Raw genomic sequence first — 17,568 nt, forward strand, 5'->3', positions numbered from 1 at the left:
GCCGCTTCCGGCTTTTTCGTGGGTAGCCCCAACATATTGTGCCTAAGCACTTCTGAAACGTAAACAAGGCTTTACAGGAGGATATGGGTACAAATCCAATCCTCCGCAATGAAAAAAGATTGCTGTTCTGTAATGGGCTCTGTTCCGAAAGCCGCATGCCATTCTTTTTACCTTTTCAATCTTTGCATTAATACTTTCGCCCAGAGCATTAGTAATTTGATGCTTTGCGTAGGTTACTATATTGTCTATATGTGACTTTATCGTTTCTGCAGCCGATTTTACCGGCTCTATTCTCGAATGTGAAGCCCAGAAATACCACTTTTTGAAATAATTTCTCATGCACTTTTCGTATTTGTAATCCCAAAGGTGGCGGAGATTGTCTTTTATAGCACAAGCCTTGTTCGTTTTTAAATCCAAAGATTTTAACGCATAATAATCTTCTTTTTTCCATTCTGGAACATTCTCTTTATTCCATAGCCAAATGTATTTGGTGCCTTTCAGTGTGTGATCGCCCGCTTCCAGCAGCTTTTTATGTTCAAGCCTTCTTGTTTTGTCTACAGCATTAAGCATATGTTGCATTGCATGAAAACGATCAAATACAATCTTTTTGCCTGCATTCGGGATGTACTTTTTTGTAGCGGCAATGAACGGTCCCCACATGTCCATCGCAACGGCTTCAACTTTTTCTAATTCTTCTCCTTTGAATTGCTGGTAATAGGCTTCAAGGCTCTCTTGCTCACGATCATCACATACGAACTCAACTGTACCTTCATCGATATTCGTCACTATTGTTTCGTATTTATGTCCACGTGAAAATGCTTTCTCATCGACACCAATTCTAATCGGAATAGCATGGGGCTTTCTTGATTTGCCACGACAAACAGCTCGTTCTACAGCATTCCAGCAGCGGTCCCAGGTTATAGAAAACAACCTGCCTACTGCTTCGACACTGCACTCCTTTGCAACGTCTATGATGAATCGCTCATAATCGTATGTCATGTCCGAACCATTTTCTCCGAATTCGGAAATTATCTGCTTTACACCATGAGTAGGGCAGCTAACCCTTGGCAACCGGACATGGATATAAGTGGCCATTTGGCAAACGTTCAAATGGCGGTAAATGCGTTCTGGAGAATGATCATACACGCTGTAAAATCGGTTGCATTCGGGACATTTCACCGTAATGTTCTCTTCATGATCAACATAAATGTCAACTTGCTGTTTCTTTTCATCAACCTTCACCTCGGCAATAAACCAAGGCGCCTTCAATCCTAATATCTTCGTGAAGAGCTTTTTATCATCCATGCAGTAAAAATACTCTAAACACTATATATGGGGGCTACCCATTAAAATGTCGGATGCCCCATATTTTTAAGGACAGTGGAATCCGATGCCCGGTATGCGGTACCCTTGAAATTGGTTGCTGCAGTCCGTTTGGCAGATGCGCTCCTGGTCAACTGCCCTGTTGCTGCACAGAAAAGGGCAAATATCAGTGTCATAATTCTGCTGTAAACCTTAAAAACCGACCTGCATGACCATCGGGAAATACGGATAATCTGCTTTCCCATAATTTTCTCCTTGTGAAAGAGTTACAGGTAACTGCAATTATAAATATAATGTCTTAATTGTAATAAATCGGGCAGATATTTCGGATCGGTGTATTCTTGTGAATACAGCAGACACTTTAAACACACGCAATCTGAATCAGAGCATCAAAAAAACCTCCCTTTTAACTTGAGATGAAGTAAAATTAATCATGCAGGGTATTCTCCTCCTGTTCCGGAAGAACAAAAGGTAAAAACATCAATGCATTATTCCGGATTACAGTAGCAACCGTCAAGTTTTCTCTGTACACTACTATTGATTTGCATTTCAGAATTGTCTATTTTAAGTAATGCCAAGTAGTGTCTATACACAGGTAGATATGTGTCATGCTGGGAGTAGCCCATCTGAGTTCTAACAGAGCATGGACATCCTATACTTGCGGTTTCACCTTCGGAACCCCCTCATCGATAGCAACCGATACAGCAGATAGTACATGGCTCACCTTTAATCAGGGGGGGTTGTACATGTTTTCTCCAAGAGGATTTGTGTCCAACTTGCTACACTTAAAAAATTTTGAGTCCAATGAAATTTGATTTTCTGGACACAAAAGCAATTGAGTATGGTAGATTGGACACAACTTATACTATTTCTCTGCCTTCAGCCGCATTGAGTAAAGCTCTAAAAGCATAAATAGCAGCCTGACGACCACTTGCTTCCCGAAGTGGATACAGTATACCAGCATCCCTTATCTGCCGCAACATAGGCATAGCAGTCTGCTTTGGGATCTTTGTACGATTCACAAAATCACTGGTTTGGAAAATCGGTTTGTCAAACAAACCATCTAAAGCCTGAATTGAATACTGGGAATGAGTAATATTGCGAATGCGTTCTTTCATTTCATTATATAAAGCGTGTATATGCCCTGTAATAGACCGTCATATCTGGCAATTGCAGCATTGGCTTTTCCCACAAATCCAAGCAGTCTACCATAATCAAGATTTTTCAAAGGCAGAGTATCTGGAATATATGGATCCATCGTTTATACAAGTCCTGAAAGTATTGCAATTTAGTTAATCTAGCACAGCCCAGAAATGTAGAAATAATTCACAGTATCCATAGTGTGCTTACTATTGAGTCCAATAATCACGATTTTTCCGGACACAAAACATTTGTGTGCAACAGATTGGACACAAAATTACATACTAAGACAAAGTTCCCTCGGTGGGCTCTTAAGTCACTCATTCACTTCAGAGGTAATCTCACTCCCTCATCCCTCCCTGACACTCCCTCTACCCAATATTTAATTTTATTAATAGACCAAAACAAGAAACAAAAATGTCCATCAGCAAAGGGGTTCCGATGCGCATCAAATCAATCTTCCTGGCCACCTGTCTAAGCATTGGTCTGTTACTCAATTCATCATCCGCAGCACCTGAACCGTACACCTGGGGAAATGTCTGCTTTGAAGGCGGAGGATTTGTTTCCGGAATCATTACAAATAAAACACAGCCGGGGCTTGTTTATGCACGTACCGATGTCGGAGGTGCATACCGATGGGATTCTACCGGTGGAAGATGGATCCCGCTTATGGATTTTGTTTCTCAACTTGATGTAGGACTCCTTGGTACCGAGGCGCTTGCGCTGGATCCTCAGGACCCCCGTCGCTTGTATATCCTTGCCGGAACTCACTACTTCAGCGATGGAAAAACCATGATTTTACGCTCAAGTGACTACGGTAAAACATTTGACACTGTAAATGTAACCTCACTTTTCAAAGCCCATGGAAACGGAATGGGACGTCAAACAGGAGAAAAACTGGCTGTCGATCCGCAAAACAGTGCGATCATTTTCTGCGGCAGCCGGACAAGCGGACTCTTTAAAAGTAGTGACACAGGAAAAACCTGGATAAAAGTGTCCGGGACAGAAATAACAGCCGGCAGTTCCACTATATCTGACAATGGAATCAGTTTCATCGTCTTTGACCCTTCTAGTGGAAAAACATCGGCTGGAGGCACTAAAACAATATATATGGGGGTTGCAAAAACCAACGGCTGTCTTTATGTAAGTAATGATGGCGGCGCCAGCTTTACACCTGTGGCAGGTGCGCCATCCAATATGATGGCTATGCGGGCTGCCTTATCCCAGGGAAACCTGTATATAACATTCTCAAACAGCCCGGGTCCCCATAGTGTCAACACTGGCAGTGTCTGGAAATACTCAACAGCCACATCTCAATGGACCAACATAACTCCCAAAGATGAAAACTCTGAATACTACGGTTCCGGTTCTCCGGGGAAGGCACATGGGTTTGGAGGTATTTCGATAGATCCGGCTGATCCACAGCACATCATTCTAACTACCGTCAATTGCTATTCAGCTCAGTACAGATGGTCAAATAAAAAGGACAATGCAGGTGATATCATATTCGTGAGTACCGATGGGGGTGCTACATGGAAAAATCTCTTCCCTGCATGGATCACCAATGATGGTACAAACGCGAATGTTGATGCAAACGGCAACAACTGGATCGATGGCACCGCGATCCACTGGGCAGGCTCCATCGAGTTTGATCCGTTTTACCCGAAAAGGGTCTGGGTAACATCAGGTAATGGTGTTTTCCGCACCGATGATATCACTGCAACCTCACCACTCTGGAAATTCCAGTCCAGAGGACTTGAAGAAACGGTTCCTCTTGACATAGTCAGTGTACCCGGAGGTCCGCTTGTTACTGCGATCGGTGATTATGATGGTGCACGCTATACTGATATTTACAGAAGCGCACCGGCCCATGAACCCCGTATCGGAACCACAGTATCACTTGGATACGGTCCTCTCAATGGGACTTTCGTACGTGCAGGTCATGTCACCGATTACTCCACAAATCCTCCCACCGAATCCGATGTCCTGTATTACAGTACGGATACTGCGAAAACGTGGACACAACTTCCGACACCGAAGGTGGGTAAGGGTTATACGGTTCTCAATGCTGATGGCAGTGTGATTCTTCATCGTGCAGAAGTGGGTAACACCGTTTACCGCTCAGCAGACAAGGGTGTGACCTGGACAACTGTTAATGGTTTGGATGGGCAGTCAAGTACATGCAGGATCATTCCGGATCCAGTTGACAAAAACATCTTCTATATACTGGATCAGCAGGGATGGTTCATGGTCAGTTCTGACGGCGGTGCAAATTTTACCAAACAGAGCCGGATCAATGATGACCAGCAGGGGCTTTACCAGAACAGCACATCCATGATGAGAACAGTGCCGGGCAAAAAAGGACATCTCTTGATTCCGCTTGACCAGAATCAGTTATGGCAGCCCGGTGGATACAGCCGCAACGGGCTTGCGCTTACTGAAGATGGAGGTAATACATTTGAGCGTTTTTCTGCTGTTAACGTCTGTGTTTCGGTTGGACTGGGAAAAGCTGCACCGGGTAAGGACTACTATGCTCTTTATATATGGGGCGCTGCAAACAATGGTCCCATAGGCATCTACCGTTCCATTGATAAAGGAGTCACCTGGGAGCGGATCAACGATGACAGCCATCAGTTTGGCGGGCCTGGAAACGGCAACTTCGTTGCAGGTGATTTCAATGTATACGGCCGCGTTTACATGAGTACTGTGGGAAGGGGTCTTATCTATGGCGAACCGGAGGGCACAAGCCCTGTTAAGCATGCCGCCGGGTATCTTAACAGCACAAGACAGATATATCGTACTGGGAATATGATAGTGTCAAACAACACAGATGATATTTACCTTGTGAATCTTTCAGGCCGTATAATTCGTAAATCTGAAGTTGTAAAGGGAGTGTCCCGGATCAATCTGTCAGGTTTAAATAAAGGAATTTACCTGGCCACAAGCGGCAGCAGGGCATTGAAGATTATTGTAAAGTAAAATTACGGATAAGGGAGTATTTTTGAGGTTCGGATGGGACCATCGAGCGGTCCCGACAGTGTTGTGATCCGTACCGGAGATCTTGTGTTTGTCTCCTATTCCGGTGATGACAACAGGGATTCGGTTTCCAATGCTGTCGCAAAGATGTATGGTATCTACGATGATTATAACAGCTCCAAACAAAACCATGATTTTGACAATGATGGAATTTCAAATTATCAGGAGATTTAATGGATGGGTTGCATCAGGAAGTCCCGATACCATCCGTACAAGTCCGAGAGATCCCGACAGTGATGGTGATGGAAAAGTTTGGAGTTATCAGTGAGTTTAAACAAGATGAAAAGTTTATCTGCTGGTACATGTTATATGAAGATGATGATGGCAGCGCTAATGATGTCCTGTGGGATGAAAATGTGCTCGAAATACATGTCGGATCATTGGTCAATGCTAAAGATACCGTTTCTATCGGTGCATCAGGTTCACTATCGGCAAGCAAAAGATGGGACACGGGTACACCTAACTCCATTCCCAATGTAGTAAATAAGAACCGGGTGCTTTTCTGGGAGCAAAGGTCTAATGGACCTGTCGTAACCCTTTACTACTATATTTACTGGTGGTTCGAATAAATCTAATTTACTGATAAGCTGCGGGTATCATCAACAGAAGGGATACATCAAACGCATCCCTTTTTTTCTGCTTTCCTTCGTTGATATATCAAAATTAAACAAGGCTTCACTATCTATACAGTTGCGCAACAATTCCACATCAAGCTTTTCTCAAGTTTAAACCAATAATCATCCTGATCAGATTAATTTCAGTGGTCAGTAAGGACCTATTTCCAATTCCTTTTTCCCCTTGTCATAATAAACAGTTACATTATGGCAGGGAGTATGAATCTTTTTGGACCGATCTTTTATCCTGATCACCACATCGGGTGAAAGTACCTCTCTTGCCTTTATTGACGCCTTAGTATCTGCCGTGATACGTCCCTCGATGTCCTGAAGCTTCCACTCCATCATCTCTTTATTCTTCAGGACCTTCTTCCGCTTTTCCAGAACAATCGCAAGCCTGTTCTTTTTTTCCAGACTCATAGCGAGCTTGTTTTTTATCAGTCTCATCAATGGCAAAAGTACTCTGTCTATCTTCTCAAGATTACCCTTGTAAATATCCAGAGTGTTTCTGAATTCAGAGATCGTTTTTTGAACAAGATAATCGTTTCCGGCGATGACTTCAGTTCTTACTCCCATTTCAGTCCCGATGTTTTTAGCATCGACTCCGCCCAGTACGTTAATAACACCTCCGATTATTACACCTTTCTGGTTTTGCACATACATCTTTCCATTGCAATAAACAGTGCTATGGATACAGGAAGACCCGACGTGAATGTCTCCCTGAACTTCCAGTTTCGCGTTCTGTAAATGGTAAACCTCCAGATTCCTTCCGCATACCACTATCGAATCTCTGTTTCTGTTGAAAATTCCACCACTAACCTTAACATCACATCCGGCATAAACATTAGCCGATTCTACATTTTTCAGTATTATCACACTTCCACTGGCTTTTACCGTTGCACCTTCAAGTACAGAGCCCTTTATGGTAACATTACCGTCGAATTCAATATTACCTCTTTCAAAATCCACATCACCATCAACCAGATAATGTCTGTAAACACTCAGAACTTTTCCGTTAAGTGAAATCTGCCCGTCACATTCGGCAATAAATTCTCTTTCATCCTTGGAGACTGTGACATTTTCACCAGGAAAAAGAATCGGAACCCGCCCATCAGTTGCCTTCAATACCTTTCCTGATATGTCAAAACCATCCTGGCCTTTGGAAGGCAAACCTATCCTGACCAGCACACCATCTTTCTTTATTACAGGTATTTCCGCTTTCCTGCGGTAATCAACCCTTCCATTAGGCAGGATCCTGAAATTAAAGGCTGTATCTGCATTAGGAAAAAGATACTCTATCTGGGCATCCTGTCCATTGACAGGTTCCTTCCCTTCAGCAATTACCATATCCAGCAGCTCAGTTTTGGTATTCTGAACCTGTTCAACATATTCTTTAATGGCAGTATGTTTAACCCCTCTGGTTACTCCCTTGCTTTCCAGTTCATTCAGGATTTCCTCAAATGTAACAAATTTCCCATCTCCCCTTGCCGGATATAAATCAATAGTAGCCCGCATGTTATCAGGAGAGGTTTTAATAAGAAAGTAACCGTCTTTGTCACTTGGAATAACATATGGGACAGAATTGAGGAGAACAACTTTTCCCTTGATTTTTGAAGTAAATATGAGTTTGTCTCCGTTGATTCCAACATCGATGTTGGACTTGGTCATGTAAGTATCACTGCAAAAAAGTGAAATCACCCTGGAATCTGATCCACTTTTTCCTGAAGGAATAGTTAAATGGCCAATAAGTGTTCCAGGAGCGATGTCCGGCAGGTATTGAATAGTATCCAGACCGACTTCAGATATATCGGTATTATTCCTCTGGCTGAAAACAATTGTCTCTTCAATCTCTATTCCATGTTCTGTTTTCTTATCAAATGACAATGGTTTCTTGAATTCAAGGTTCTTATCACCAACATAACCTTTCATTTTAAGATCATCGCCGGTAATACCATCTACCAGCTCCTGAACTTCAATCATGGAGAGTTGTTTTTCAACCATTTCCAGAAATGATTCAAGCTCATCATCTTCATTGTAAGCAGGATTATTAAGGATATCTGACATAAACCTGTTTGTTATTCCGGGTTATTGTTTGCAAAAGTTTTTACTGCTGATTTCACAGTATCAAATCTGTCAAAATGACTGCCGTTCATTTACATTTTCATATCATTATTCAATTCATTCATCATTTCATCTACTTTGAGAAGATTCCATGCCTGCATCAGGCAGAATGTCGCAACCGATATAAAACCCCTCTGCTCATCAGACAGCTTCAATTCTTTTATTTTCCGGCCATTTTCAATGAGAATTGTTCCAAGAACAAGATTGTTTTTCACCAGTGGAATACAGATACCCGAATTATTAACGATTTCAGTTTTTTGTCCTTCATATTCTTTAAGGAAAGGCAGAAGCTTTTCTGAAGGCTCTACAGATTTATCCGAAATCATCCTGTTGAGAAACGGGACATGAATAAAAACAGGAGATAATGAAAATTGTTCAGAAATCGCAGTACAAACAACCTTCAGGATTTCTGTGATATCAGCATCCTCAATAAGCATCTGCAGAATCCTGTTTTTCTGCTGCAGTTGTTTTGTCCTCTCCCTTACACAATCTTCAAGCTTGTTGTTCATTCTGCTGAGTTGAAGATTCTTTTCCTCTAATTGTGATATAAACTCTTTCCTCTCTTTTCTATGCTCATAAATTTCAACAGCATTCTTTATTGCCAATACCAGTTCTTCCTTGTGCCACGGCTTGGTAATATATCTCCAGACATGGTTTTCATTGACTGCTTTCATGATTTTGTCAATATCTGAATGAGCAGATAATACCATATACACTGCATCAGGGCATACCTTTTGTGCTCTTGTTAAAAACTCGAAGCCATCCATTTTCGGCATGCACATATCGGTTATTATAACAGAAATATGGTTCTGCTCAAGCTTTGAAAGCGCATCCTCACCATTGGTTGAAGTTAAAATTTGATATGGCTCATTTTTGATTGAGCACTTTATTGAATCCAGTACCATCTGTTCATCATCAATACACATTATTGTATGTGTCATTTTTCCTCCATAGAGATTTAAGTCTTTTTTGAGCAATACCGATTAAATCCAAGCCGTTTGTTTTCGACCGGAATCAGTACAGGTACCTTATTACCCCGTATACATAAGTAGATCCTGCCCAAATTTCAGTATGAAGCCCTGAGCACAATTTTTCGACACATATTCCGGCTCCATCCCATATCGGGACAAATCAGAAAGAGTTTGAAATGCAAACCCTGTATTAAACAGGAAACTCAAGTTCAATAATTATTATTGAACCTTAACTGAGATAATTGTGCTAACATTTTGAATGAAAACTTACTTATACAACATAATGATATATCTATCTTAACAACTTGGCTATATTAAAAATTTGAATATAAGGGAAATTCAACCGGTTCTTTTGCCCCCGAGGTCTCCAAAATCTTACTTTTTATCAATACAACCCGTAATATTCAAATGAATAAGCACAGAAATACAAAATTCCAGGAACTCAAACGCCCTCCTGTCCGCTACACAGAGGGCCTGCCGATCCTGGAGCGAAAAGATGAAATTCTTTCTGCAATAATTAAGAACCAGGTGATTATAGTAGCCGGTGAAACCGGTTCCGGTAAAACAACTCAACTTCCGGTGATCTGCCTTGAGGCCGGAAGGGGCAGGTACGGAAAGATCGGATGCACACAGCCCAGGCGAATCGCAGCTATATCTATCGCACGCAGGGTCGCAGAAGAACTTGGATGCAATGTCGGAGAGGAAGTTGGATACAAGATCCGCTTTCATGACCACGACTCCAGATCGACGAGCATCAAATTCATGACTGATGGAATACTTCTGGCAGAGATCGAGAAAGATCCCTCACTTCGATGCTACGACACCCTCATCATCGATGAGGCCCATGAGCGCAGCCTCAACATAGATTTCCTTCTGGGGTATCTAAGGAAACTGCTCCCTGAACGTCCGGATCTCAAACTCATTGTCTCATCTGCAACAATCGATACCAGGCTTTTTTCGGAAAGCTTCGGGAAAGCACCTGTTATAGAGGTTAGCGGGCGTGTTTATCCAGTAGAACTCCTTTACCTCTCAGATGACAGTAAAGAGGTCTCTGAGGAAACGTATGTGGATTCTGCTGTAAAGGCAGCAGAGGATCTTCTTGACCTCTACCCCTCAGGCGACATGCTTATTTTTATGCCTTCTGAAAGGGATATCCGGGAGACATGTGACCGTCTTTCAGGTCTCCACAGGCCGGATCTGCTTGTACTCCCCCTCTTCTCCCGTCTCAGCAGATCCGAGCAGGACCTGATTTTTAAGCAGATGAATAAAAGAAAGATCGTAGTTGCCACCAATATTGCGGAAACCTCGATCACAGTCCCCAATATCCGTTTTGTCGTGGATACCGGTCTGGCACGCATTTCACAATATGTACCCAGGCTGCGCACAAACCGCCTGCCCATAGAGCCAATCTCCAGAGCTTCCGCTGACCAGCGTAAAGGGCGCTGCGGAAGAGTCATGGATGGCGTATGTATAAGGCTTTACCCGGAACAAAGCTTCCTGGAACGGGACCAATTTACAATTCCGGAAATAAAGCGGGCGAACCTTGCCGGAGTAATTCTCTCCATGATGGCACATCGTCTGGGTGACATCGAGACTTTCCCATTTCTTGAACCACCCTCCCGCAGCGCTGTTTCCGAAGGCTATGCACTTCTTCGGGAACTGGGTGCCATCGATTCCGCAAACAACCTCACACCTCTTGGCAAAAAACTGGCTCAATTTCCGCTTGATCCTCACATAGCAAGGATGATCATTGCGGCAAAGGAGGAGAATGCACTGCGAGAAGTATTGATTATCGCAGCAGGACTCTCTATTGTCGATCCACGTGAGCGTCCCTTTGATAAGCAGGCAGAAGCTGACGCGATGCATAAAAAGTTTACTGTCACAGGATCGGATTTTCTGAGTTTTGTAAGACTTTGGGATGCTTATCAGCAGGAGTGGGACTCCCTTAAGACCCAGAACAAGATGAGGAGATTCTGCAAAGATCACTTTCTCTCCTTTAACCGCATGCAGGAGTGGCACGATGTTCATCAGATGCTTTCCGAAACTGTAAAGGGAATGAAAAGTTTTGTTATCAACTCAAACCCGGCGTCTCCTGACGCGATCCACAGGTCTCTTTTAACCGGACTCTTATCCAATTGCGCACATAAAACAGATACAGGCAGGTACCGTGGATTCCGCGGGAAGGAAGTACTGATTTTTCCCGGATCGTCACTTTACGGTAATAAACCGGAATGGATAGTCTGTCATGAGATTGTAGAGACATCTCAGGTTTTTGCCCGTACCGTCTCCCCCATCGACCCATCCTGGCTCGAACAACTCGCCTCACATCTGATCACAAAAAGCTATTCTGAGCCCTGGTTTGATTCGGAAACCGGTTTTGTACGCGCTACGGAGCGGATTTCCCTGTTCGGGATGATGATTGTTGAGCATTCAGGTGTTTCTTTTGGAAAAATAAGCCCCTCACTGGCCACAGAAATCTTTATTCGACAGGGACTGGTTGAAGAGCAACTTAACGGAAGTTATCCCTTTTACAATAACAACAAGTCAGTTCGAAGAGAAATCGAAAATCTCGAGAAAAAACTGCGCTCCAGGACCCTTTTCGCAGGTGAGGGGGCAATCGAGCAGTTTTATGCGTCAAAATTATCGAACGTATCATCTGTACATGATCTTAACAGGATAATAAAGGAAAAAGGAAGTGATAAATTTCTCTTCATGACCAGAGATGATCTTCTGGTATCAGAGATTCCCGAATCTGCGGCAGATTTTCCGGACAGGGTTACAATCGGAGACAAAAAGTTTCCGCTGAAATACGCATTTGAACCCGGAGCTGAAAGTGACGGGATCACATTGAGAGTGTCTGTAAAGGATGTCCATTGTGTTTCCGCAAATTCCCTTGGATATCTGCTGCCGGCGCTCTGGCCTGCAAAGATCCTTGAGTTGCTTAGAGGACTTCCCAAAGAGACACGCAAGAAACTGATGCCTCTCAATGAAAAAGCCAAGGAGCTTTCAAAAGTTATCTCTGTTTCATCACAATCTTTTGAACACTGCCTGGCTGAGGCAATAGAGGCGTTATATGGGATCAGTATCGATCCCATGCTTCTTTCAGAATCAAATCTTCCCGATCATCTTGCTTTGCGCATAGAAGTGCATGATGATAAGGGGAAAGTAATCTCTGCAGGAAGAGGAGCCGCGATATTAAAGGCTGTAACCCGGAATGACAAAGGCTCTCTGTCCGGAAAAAATGATGCATTCAGCAAGTATGAAAAAAGTGGTCTTACAGGATGGCCGGGAGATTCTATTCCTGATCATATCGAGGTAATCAGACCCGCCAACGGAGTTCCCCTTTATGGCTATCCGGCACTCAAGGATTCCGGATCTGCAGTCGATTTTGTATTGTGTAAAACCGCTTCCGAAGCACAGAAAATGCACCTGTCTGGTGTAAAAAAACTGATGGAGATTTCCCTTACTGATGAATTTGCATGGATTGAACGGGAAGTTAGATTCTCTCAGCAACTCAGACTTCTCTGCGCATCTCTGGGAGGAGTCGATCGTATCAGGAATTCGCTGATAATGTCCATACGTGAATTTCTACTTGATTTTGGAACCGATATTCCCCGGAATAAATTGCAGTTCGACAAAGCCTTATCAGAAGCACACAACAAGACAAGGGGAATCGGCTATGAAGTTCTTTCTCTTCTTGAGAATACTCTTCAACAGTACAATGTCAATATTGCCCTGATCAGGAAAGAAAATAACACGCGTTTTGCACCCCTTAAACAGGAGCTTATATCAGATCTTGACTCTTACATTGAGGAAATTACCGGGGAGATCCGCTTTACCCGTTTCCGCCAGTTCCCCAGGTATCTAAAGGCCTTCGGACTCCGTATCCAGAAATCGTTTCTGGAGCCCCTCAAATACCGGCAGAAGAAGCAGGAACTGACGAAGTATTCAGATACACTTGAAAAACTGACCTGTAAAGAGATCTATTCTCCTTTGTGGTATGGGATAGAGGAATACCATGCCATGATAGAGGAATATGGGATCTCCCTTTTTGCTCAGCAGGAGATAAAGACATTATTCCCGGTTTCAGGTCAGAGATTAGACAAGAAACTGGCACAGTTGAAATTATTACAAATAAAAACGTAGTATCTTTCATTCTCCTCCCCGGGATCGGTATCAAAGCCCAGTTTGTCATTTTGAGTCCTCGAGAAGAAATCTTTTTCTGTGGAAAGCTGAGCAGGTCTCATATATTTTACTAAAGGGAGTCGCAAAAGGAACCGAATGTATAAATAGGAGCCTTTCCGAAGTGCCGAAGTCGATTTAAAAGCAGCACTTATCCAGGGGGAAATCTCTGTGGATTTTCGAAAGACTTACGACCAGCCGCTCTATTCAGTCCAGCCGGTTTCCGCAGCCGGATCGATTTCCCATTTGGATTCACTTATCTCCCAGGCTCGCCAGAGGAAAAAAGAGCATCAGCAGCCGCGCAGCAGAAAAAAGGTTAAAGACTATTTTAAAACGCTCGCCAGAGCAGCAGAGTCTGCAAATCAGACACTTGATCAGAACTATATCCCGCACAGGTTTTGCATCTACCAGAAAGGCTCATCGGTGTTTATTGATTTTGTCACCCTGGATAGAGCAGGCAAAATCGTTGAAATGCTGACAAAAGAGATAACCGATGATAATTTCGAACAATGGATAGACGACGTGTCCGGGATAGCTGGTTTACTTATTGATACTACAGGGTGATGAAGCAATATATACAGATCAGCAATGAAAAAAGAAGAAAGAAATCTCTTCGTGTTTACGATGAAACCTCTTTCTTCCATTAATACAAGTTTATTGATCTTACCGCATCAGTTTTCGCCGCAAGCTTCTGACTATGCCGGTCTATCAGCAATACTTACTGAACGTAGCCGAATTGAACCAGGAAACACACCCTGCAACAGGATTCAGAAAACAATCGGCGGAGTATCCTTTTCTTTACAATTCAATTCCATATTCCAATACTGCGCCTCTCCATGAGCAATGCGGAAAATAAAGATCCGGCCATTTGGATACGTAGCGAAAATTTTATGCAGCCACGGACGATCCTCAAAGAGCTTTTTCTCCAGATCAGCATTTCTAACCTGCTCGATTTTCCCGGTCACCCGCACCATCTGCATACTTCCCATACCATCACCCGGATTGTAAAAACCAATTTCTACCTTCGGGTTGGCAATAAGCTGTCCCGAAAGCCTTTTCTGTGTACCGGTATGAAAATAGAAACCTGTCTCATCAGCAAACCACATCGCTAAAGCACGCACATGCGGCTGATCCCCCTCGGCTGTCGCAACCCAGGCAGCAGGATTCTGGTTAGCAAACTCCCTGATCTCTTCAATAGTCTTCATGGTAGCCTCCGTACTGCTCATTATTGTAAAATGATCAAATCATTTACAGCCAAATTTGAGTACTCGAACATAAAAGAATATAAATACAAAACCAAATAGCATTATAATTTCTGGTATACCATCGTTAACAAGGCCCAATGATTCCTATTAAATTGTTTTCTTTACTACCAGACTTCTGTCAGATTGCCATTTACAAAAGAGGTAACAGTGGCCTGAGAATCCTTTTCATCTTTTATGGCAAAATGCCTGGAAGAACAGTAAGCTGATGCCAAGCCATCGGCTTGCAGAAGAGCAACACCAGCCTGATCAGTAATTCCACTGTTTACAATTTTACCTCCTTCATAAAGTAAAAGGTACATTCCTTCCACCGGGGAGCCTTATCCAGGCTTGTTCTCCAGGTAAAAATCATCCCATGCATGATTTTTGCGGCAACTGCCAAATTTGTACGTTGAACCAGTATTACATCTGTGAATCTACTGTCTCCGGCACTTCCTGTACATTCACCAGAACCTTCTATAAATAGATGTGAAATTTTATAAAAATTCACCGTTTCCCTTTTCTTTTGGCACTCTTTTATCCATTGTTTAATTTATTTGTAAGCTATTCACTCATACCATAAACCCGGTTGGAATATTGCATGAAAAAGAATCTGATTCTCACATTTATATCTGCAGTTATTATCTGTAGTTGCGGAGGAGATACCGGCACAACTGTTCCACCGTTTTCTGAGGAAGAGATTCAGAAGCAAAGCAATTTTGCTCTGATCGACAACATATTTCTGTATGCATATCTCATCTCAAGTAAGTATTCCCAATCCCTTCCATTCACCATCACAAGTACAACAGTGAAAGGAGAGCATGGAACAGTAACCTTCTCTGGTTTATCTTCAGAAATAAATGACAGTATTATACTTTTTCTTTCAGGCACATTTAACAGATTCAACTCATATATTAGCGAAATTATCGAATGCCGTAGCTCAGATACAGTTTTTCTGGACAAAAACACGAAACATCTGCTGGAATACAGGACAGATTTGCATAACTGTGTTATCAAATCCGTCATAGGAATCTCTAAATTTTCAGGGAGTATCCATCTTAATCCAATCACAGTCACAAAACAAACCGACACCACAATTACCCTGCGTGCTCCTTGGATAAGCGGGCTTCTGCAATCATCATCCTATGATTGGAACATTGACGAACATCAAACCGTTGAAATGATATTCAGAAAGTGATTGGGACTTTTCAGACTCGTCCATAGTTTGAAAGAATCACTTGGCATAAAGTCAACATATTCAGCTTGTTTCAGCTTCACGCTGTTGCATAAGATAGAAGCGGTAAATTTACCTATGCTTAATACACTTAGATGGATTATCGGTCATGCTGCAATGATGCCATTTACTTTCAGTTATTTTGCGTTATCAGTATTACTTGGAAGACGAAAAGCTTTATCACTTGTCGGTAAAGCATTATCAAACGTATCTGTTATGTCACTTGGTACAATAATTCCAGAAATGCATAATAATGATAGCTTTTCAGATTTTAAAAGCAGAATTATCCGGAATTTCAGCAGTTACAAATTGTTATATGATGTTGAGATTCAATCTGAAAGCAACGAATTTGCCGAGTTTAAAGTACTGAACTGTCCTTTCACTTCTGCTTTTAAAAATTTCGGTACTCCTGAATTATGCAGATTTGCTTGTGCCGGAGATTTCATAATTGCAAAAAGGAATAGAAGCAGATGGAAGTTTAGCAGAACTCATTCCCATGGTACTGACGGTATCTGTTGTAATCATACTTATTTTTCATTGGATTGTAAGCGGGAAGAATCAGTGGATGGAAAAATTGAGAGACCTGAAGAAAAAGAGCGCTACTGATGAGTTTGGCGGCCTGGGGACGGACTAATTTGTTTTCATTTCGTTTCCGCATTTCAGGGGACGAACCTTTTTTTAAGAAATCCTGATGCAACCTGGTTTGTCATGACTGTAGGATCGTTACGCAGCCAAAACAAATGAAACTCTGCCTGAAGTATATCTGATTCTCAAGGAAAATTCTTCTGTGAACTCAACAACAAGCAGGATTTGTATAAAAAACCCTGCAACAAACATCTTCTAATCCACAGGTAGGAACTTCTCTGGTTGGATTCTTAGAAACTATTTAATCTTTTCCGATACTGAGCAGTACTCCATCAGCTCAGGAGCGCCTTGCTTCATCGATTAGGGACGGACCAATTTTTTGTGTGTTCACATGGGGACGGACTGATTTGTTAAGTAATAGCGCTAGCAGCCAAAACAAACGGCTCTCTATTGCTTTAAATAGTTCTGCTTTTCCGGGATTGTTACTGCAGCAGACTATCCTCTTCAGGCAATGTATAAAAGAAACTGCAATTACTGAGTATTGTTTTCCTGGCAGGTCCTTCAACCAGTGTTTTAAGAAGTTTTAATTCAATCTGATCCTATGCTGAGCAGTACTCCTCTACCTCAGGAGCACCTTGCTTCGCAAGAACCGCAATTGGAGGAATAGTCGTTTTGAGAAATCTGGCAATGACAGATAGAGGTATGAGCTCTTGCTCATGGGATTGATAACAGAATTCAGCTCGTGCCTTCGACCGCTTGTCCTTCCTTCCCCGCTTCATCAGTTCTTCAAGGGAAATACTGTATGTCTCACACACCCTCCTGGCCACCTCTTCAAGCACAACATTATATTCAGCCTTCCGATGTTTCCTGTTCAAATAATCTTTGTAGTTCTCCAATGCCTTTTTTGCAAATTCCGGATCACCGATTACCGCCGGCCATCCTTTGCACGAACCGGAAATCTCTGTTGCCTCGATAAATGACAACTCTCCCGCTTGCTCATTGTTACCGGTCTGGCAACTCTCCGAGAGAAACTTCAAATATGAAGAGATAGCACTTGATTCAGTCTCTCCAAAGAAACGAAGAGCCTGCTCTCTGTTTTGAAACTTCTCTCCCTTAGCTCC

16 protein-coding genes are annotated in these 17,568 nt (G+C 42.6%); 7 read left to right on the forward strand and 9 right to left on the reverse strand.

Translation table 11 applies throughout. From position 1 onward, the window contains the following. Nucleotides 1-42: 42 nt before the first annotated feature. From GX089_15235 to GX089_15250, 4 genes are all read right to left on the reverse strand, one after another. Nucleotides 43-1,305, reverse strand: a complete 1,263-nt coding sequence (locus GX089_15235; protein ID NLP03847.1) for an ISL3 family transposase — start codon at nt 1,303-1,305, stop codon at nt 43-45. A gap of 41 nt (nt 1,306-1,346) precedes the next feature. Beyond that, the gene (locus GX089_15240) at nt 1,347-1,568 is read right to left on the reverse strand and encodes a hypothetical protein (GenBank protein NLP03848.1); all 222 of its coding nucleotides are present in this window, start codon (nt 1,566-1,568) and stop codon (nt 1,347-1,349) included. 615 nt (nt 1,569-2,183) lie between these two features. Beyond that, nucleotides 2,184-2,441, reverse strand: a complete 258-nt coding sequence (locus GX089_15245; GenBank protein ID NLP03849.1) for a hypothetical protein — start codon at nt 2,439-2,441, stop codon at nt 2,184-2,186. Beyond that, on the reverse strand, nt 2,438-2,581 hold the full coding sequence (locus GX089_15250) for a hypothetical protein (GenBank protein ID NLP03850.1): 144 nt from the start codon (nt 2,579-2,581) through the stop codon (nt 2,438-2,440). Before GX089_15250 ends, GX089_15245 begins: the two co-directional genes overlap by 4 nt. A 323-nt stretch (nt 2,582-2,904) precedes the next feature. On the opposite strand from GX089_15250, the gene GX089_15255 reads away from it, so the two are divergent. The 3 genes from GX089_15255 to GX089_15265 are packed head-to-tail and all read left to right on the forward strand — an operon-like array spanning nt 2,905 to nt 6,068. Further along, nucleotides 2,905-5,442: a 1,4-beta-glucanase gene (locus GX089_15255; GenBank protein NLP03851.1), complete on the forward strand. Its 2,538-nt coding sequence runs from the start codon at nt 2,905-2,907 to the stop codon at nt 5,440-5,442. Between the two features lie 33 nt (nt 5,443-5,475). After that, nucleotides 5,476-5,673 carry a hypothetical protein gene (locus tag GX089_15260; protein NLP03852.1) on the forward strand — a complete coding sequence of 66 codons (198 nt, stop codon included), beginning with the start codon at nt 5,476-5,478 and terminating at the stop codon, nt 5,671-5,673. Beyond that, nucleotides 5,673-6,068: a hypothetical protein gene (locus GX089_15265; protein NLP03853.1), complete on the forward strand. Its 396-nt coding sequence runs from the start codon at nt 5,673-5,675 to the stop codon at nt 6,066-6,068. Before GX089_15260 ends, GX089_15265 begins: the two co-directional genes overlap by 1 nt. 195 nt (nt 6,069-6,263) lie before the next feature. On the opposite strand, the gene GX089_15270 is transcribed toward GX089_15265, so the two are convergent. Together GX089_15270 and GX089_15275 are read right to left on the reverse strand one after the other, a co-directional pair. Continuing rightward, entirely contained in the window at nt 6,264-8,177 is a 1,914-nt protein-coding gene (locus GX089_15270; protein ID NLP03854.1) for a DUF342 domain-containing protein, read from the reverse strand. A gap of 89 nt (nt 8,178-8,266) precedes the next feature. Continuing rightward, nucleotides 8,267-9,175, reverse strand: a complete 909-nt coding sequence (locus GX089_15275) for a response regulator (GenBank protein ID NLP03855.1) — start codon at nt 9,173-9,175, stop codon at nt 8,267-8,269. A 438-nt stretch (nt 9,176-9,613) separates the two neighbouring features. Here GX089_15275 and hrpA point away from each other — a divergent pair, with 438 nt between their 5' ends. Both hrpA and GX089_15285 read left to right on the forward strand, forming a co-directional pair. Continuing rightward, the gene (hrpA, locus tag GX089_15280; GenBank protein ID NLP03856.1) at nt 9,614-13,351 is read left to right on the forward strand and encodes an ATP-dependent RNA helicase HrpA; all 3,738 of its coding nucleotides are present in this window, start codon (nt 9,614-9,616) and stop codon (nt 13,349-13,351) included. Between the two features lie 207 nt (nt 13,352-13,558). Further along, a complete protein-coding gene (locus GX089_15285) occupies nt 13,559-13,951 on the forward strand; it encodes a hypothetical protein (protein NLP03857.1) in 393 nt (130 codons plus the stop codon). 203 nt (nt 13,952-14,154) lie between these two features. On the opposite strand, the gene GX089_15290 is transcribed toward GX089_15285, so the two are convergent. Both GX089_15290 and GX089_15295 read right to left on the reverse strand, forming a co-directional pair. Further along, complete coding sequence (locus tag GX089_15290; GenBank protein NLP03858.1) at nt 14,155-14,592, reverse strand: pyridoxamine 5'-phosphate oxidase; 438 nt, start codon at nt 14,590-14,592, stop codon at nt 14,155-14,157. Nucleotides 14,593-14,756: 164 nt separating this feature from the next. Continuing rightward, a complete protein-coding gene (locus GX089_15295; GenBank protein ID NLP03859.1) occupies nt 14,757-14,951 on the reverse strand; it encodes a hypothetical protein in 195 nt (64 codons plus the stop codon). 278 nt (nt 14,952-15,229) lie between these two features. Between GX089_15295 and GX089_15300 the strand changes: the two genes are divergently transcribed. Both GX089_15300 and GX089_15305 read left to right on the forward strand, forming a co-directional pair. Continuing rightward, nucleotides 15,230-15,826 carry a hypothetical protein gene (locus tag GX089_15300; GenBank protein NLP03860.1) on the forward strand — a complete coding sequence of 199 codons (597 nt, stop codon included), beginning with the start codon at nt 15,230-15,232 and terminating at the stop codon, nt 15,824-15,826. Between the two features lie 114 nt (nt 15,827-15,940). Further along, nucleotides 15,941-16,468 carry an L-2-amino-thiazoline-4-carboxylic acid hydrolase gene (locus GX089_15305; GenBank protein ID NLP03861.1) on the forward strand — a complete coding sequence of 176 codons (528 nt, stop codon included), beginning with the start codon at nt 15,941-15,943 and terminating at the stop codon, nt 16,466-16,468. A gap of 578 nt (nt 16,469-17,046) precedes the next feature. Here the strand turns inward: GX089_15305 and GX089_15310 are convergent. Further along, a partial coding sequence (locus GX089_15310; GenBank protein NLP03862.1) for a hypothetical protein occupies nt 17,047-17,568 on the reverse strand: 522 nt, incomplete at its 5' end.

The sequence above is a fragment of the Fibrobacter sp. genome, assembly GCA_012523595.1.
Taxonomy (GTDB): Bacteria; Fibrobacterota; Chitinivibrionia; order Chitinivibrionales; family Chitinispirillaceae; genus JAAYIG01.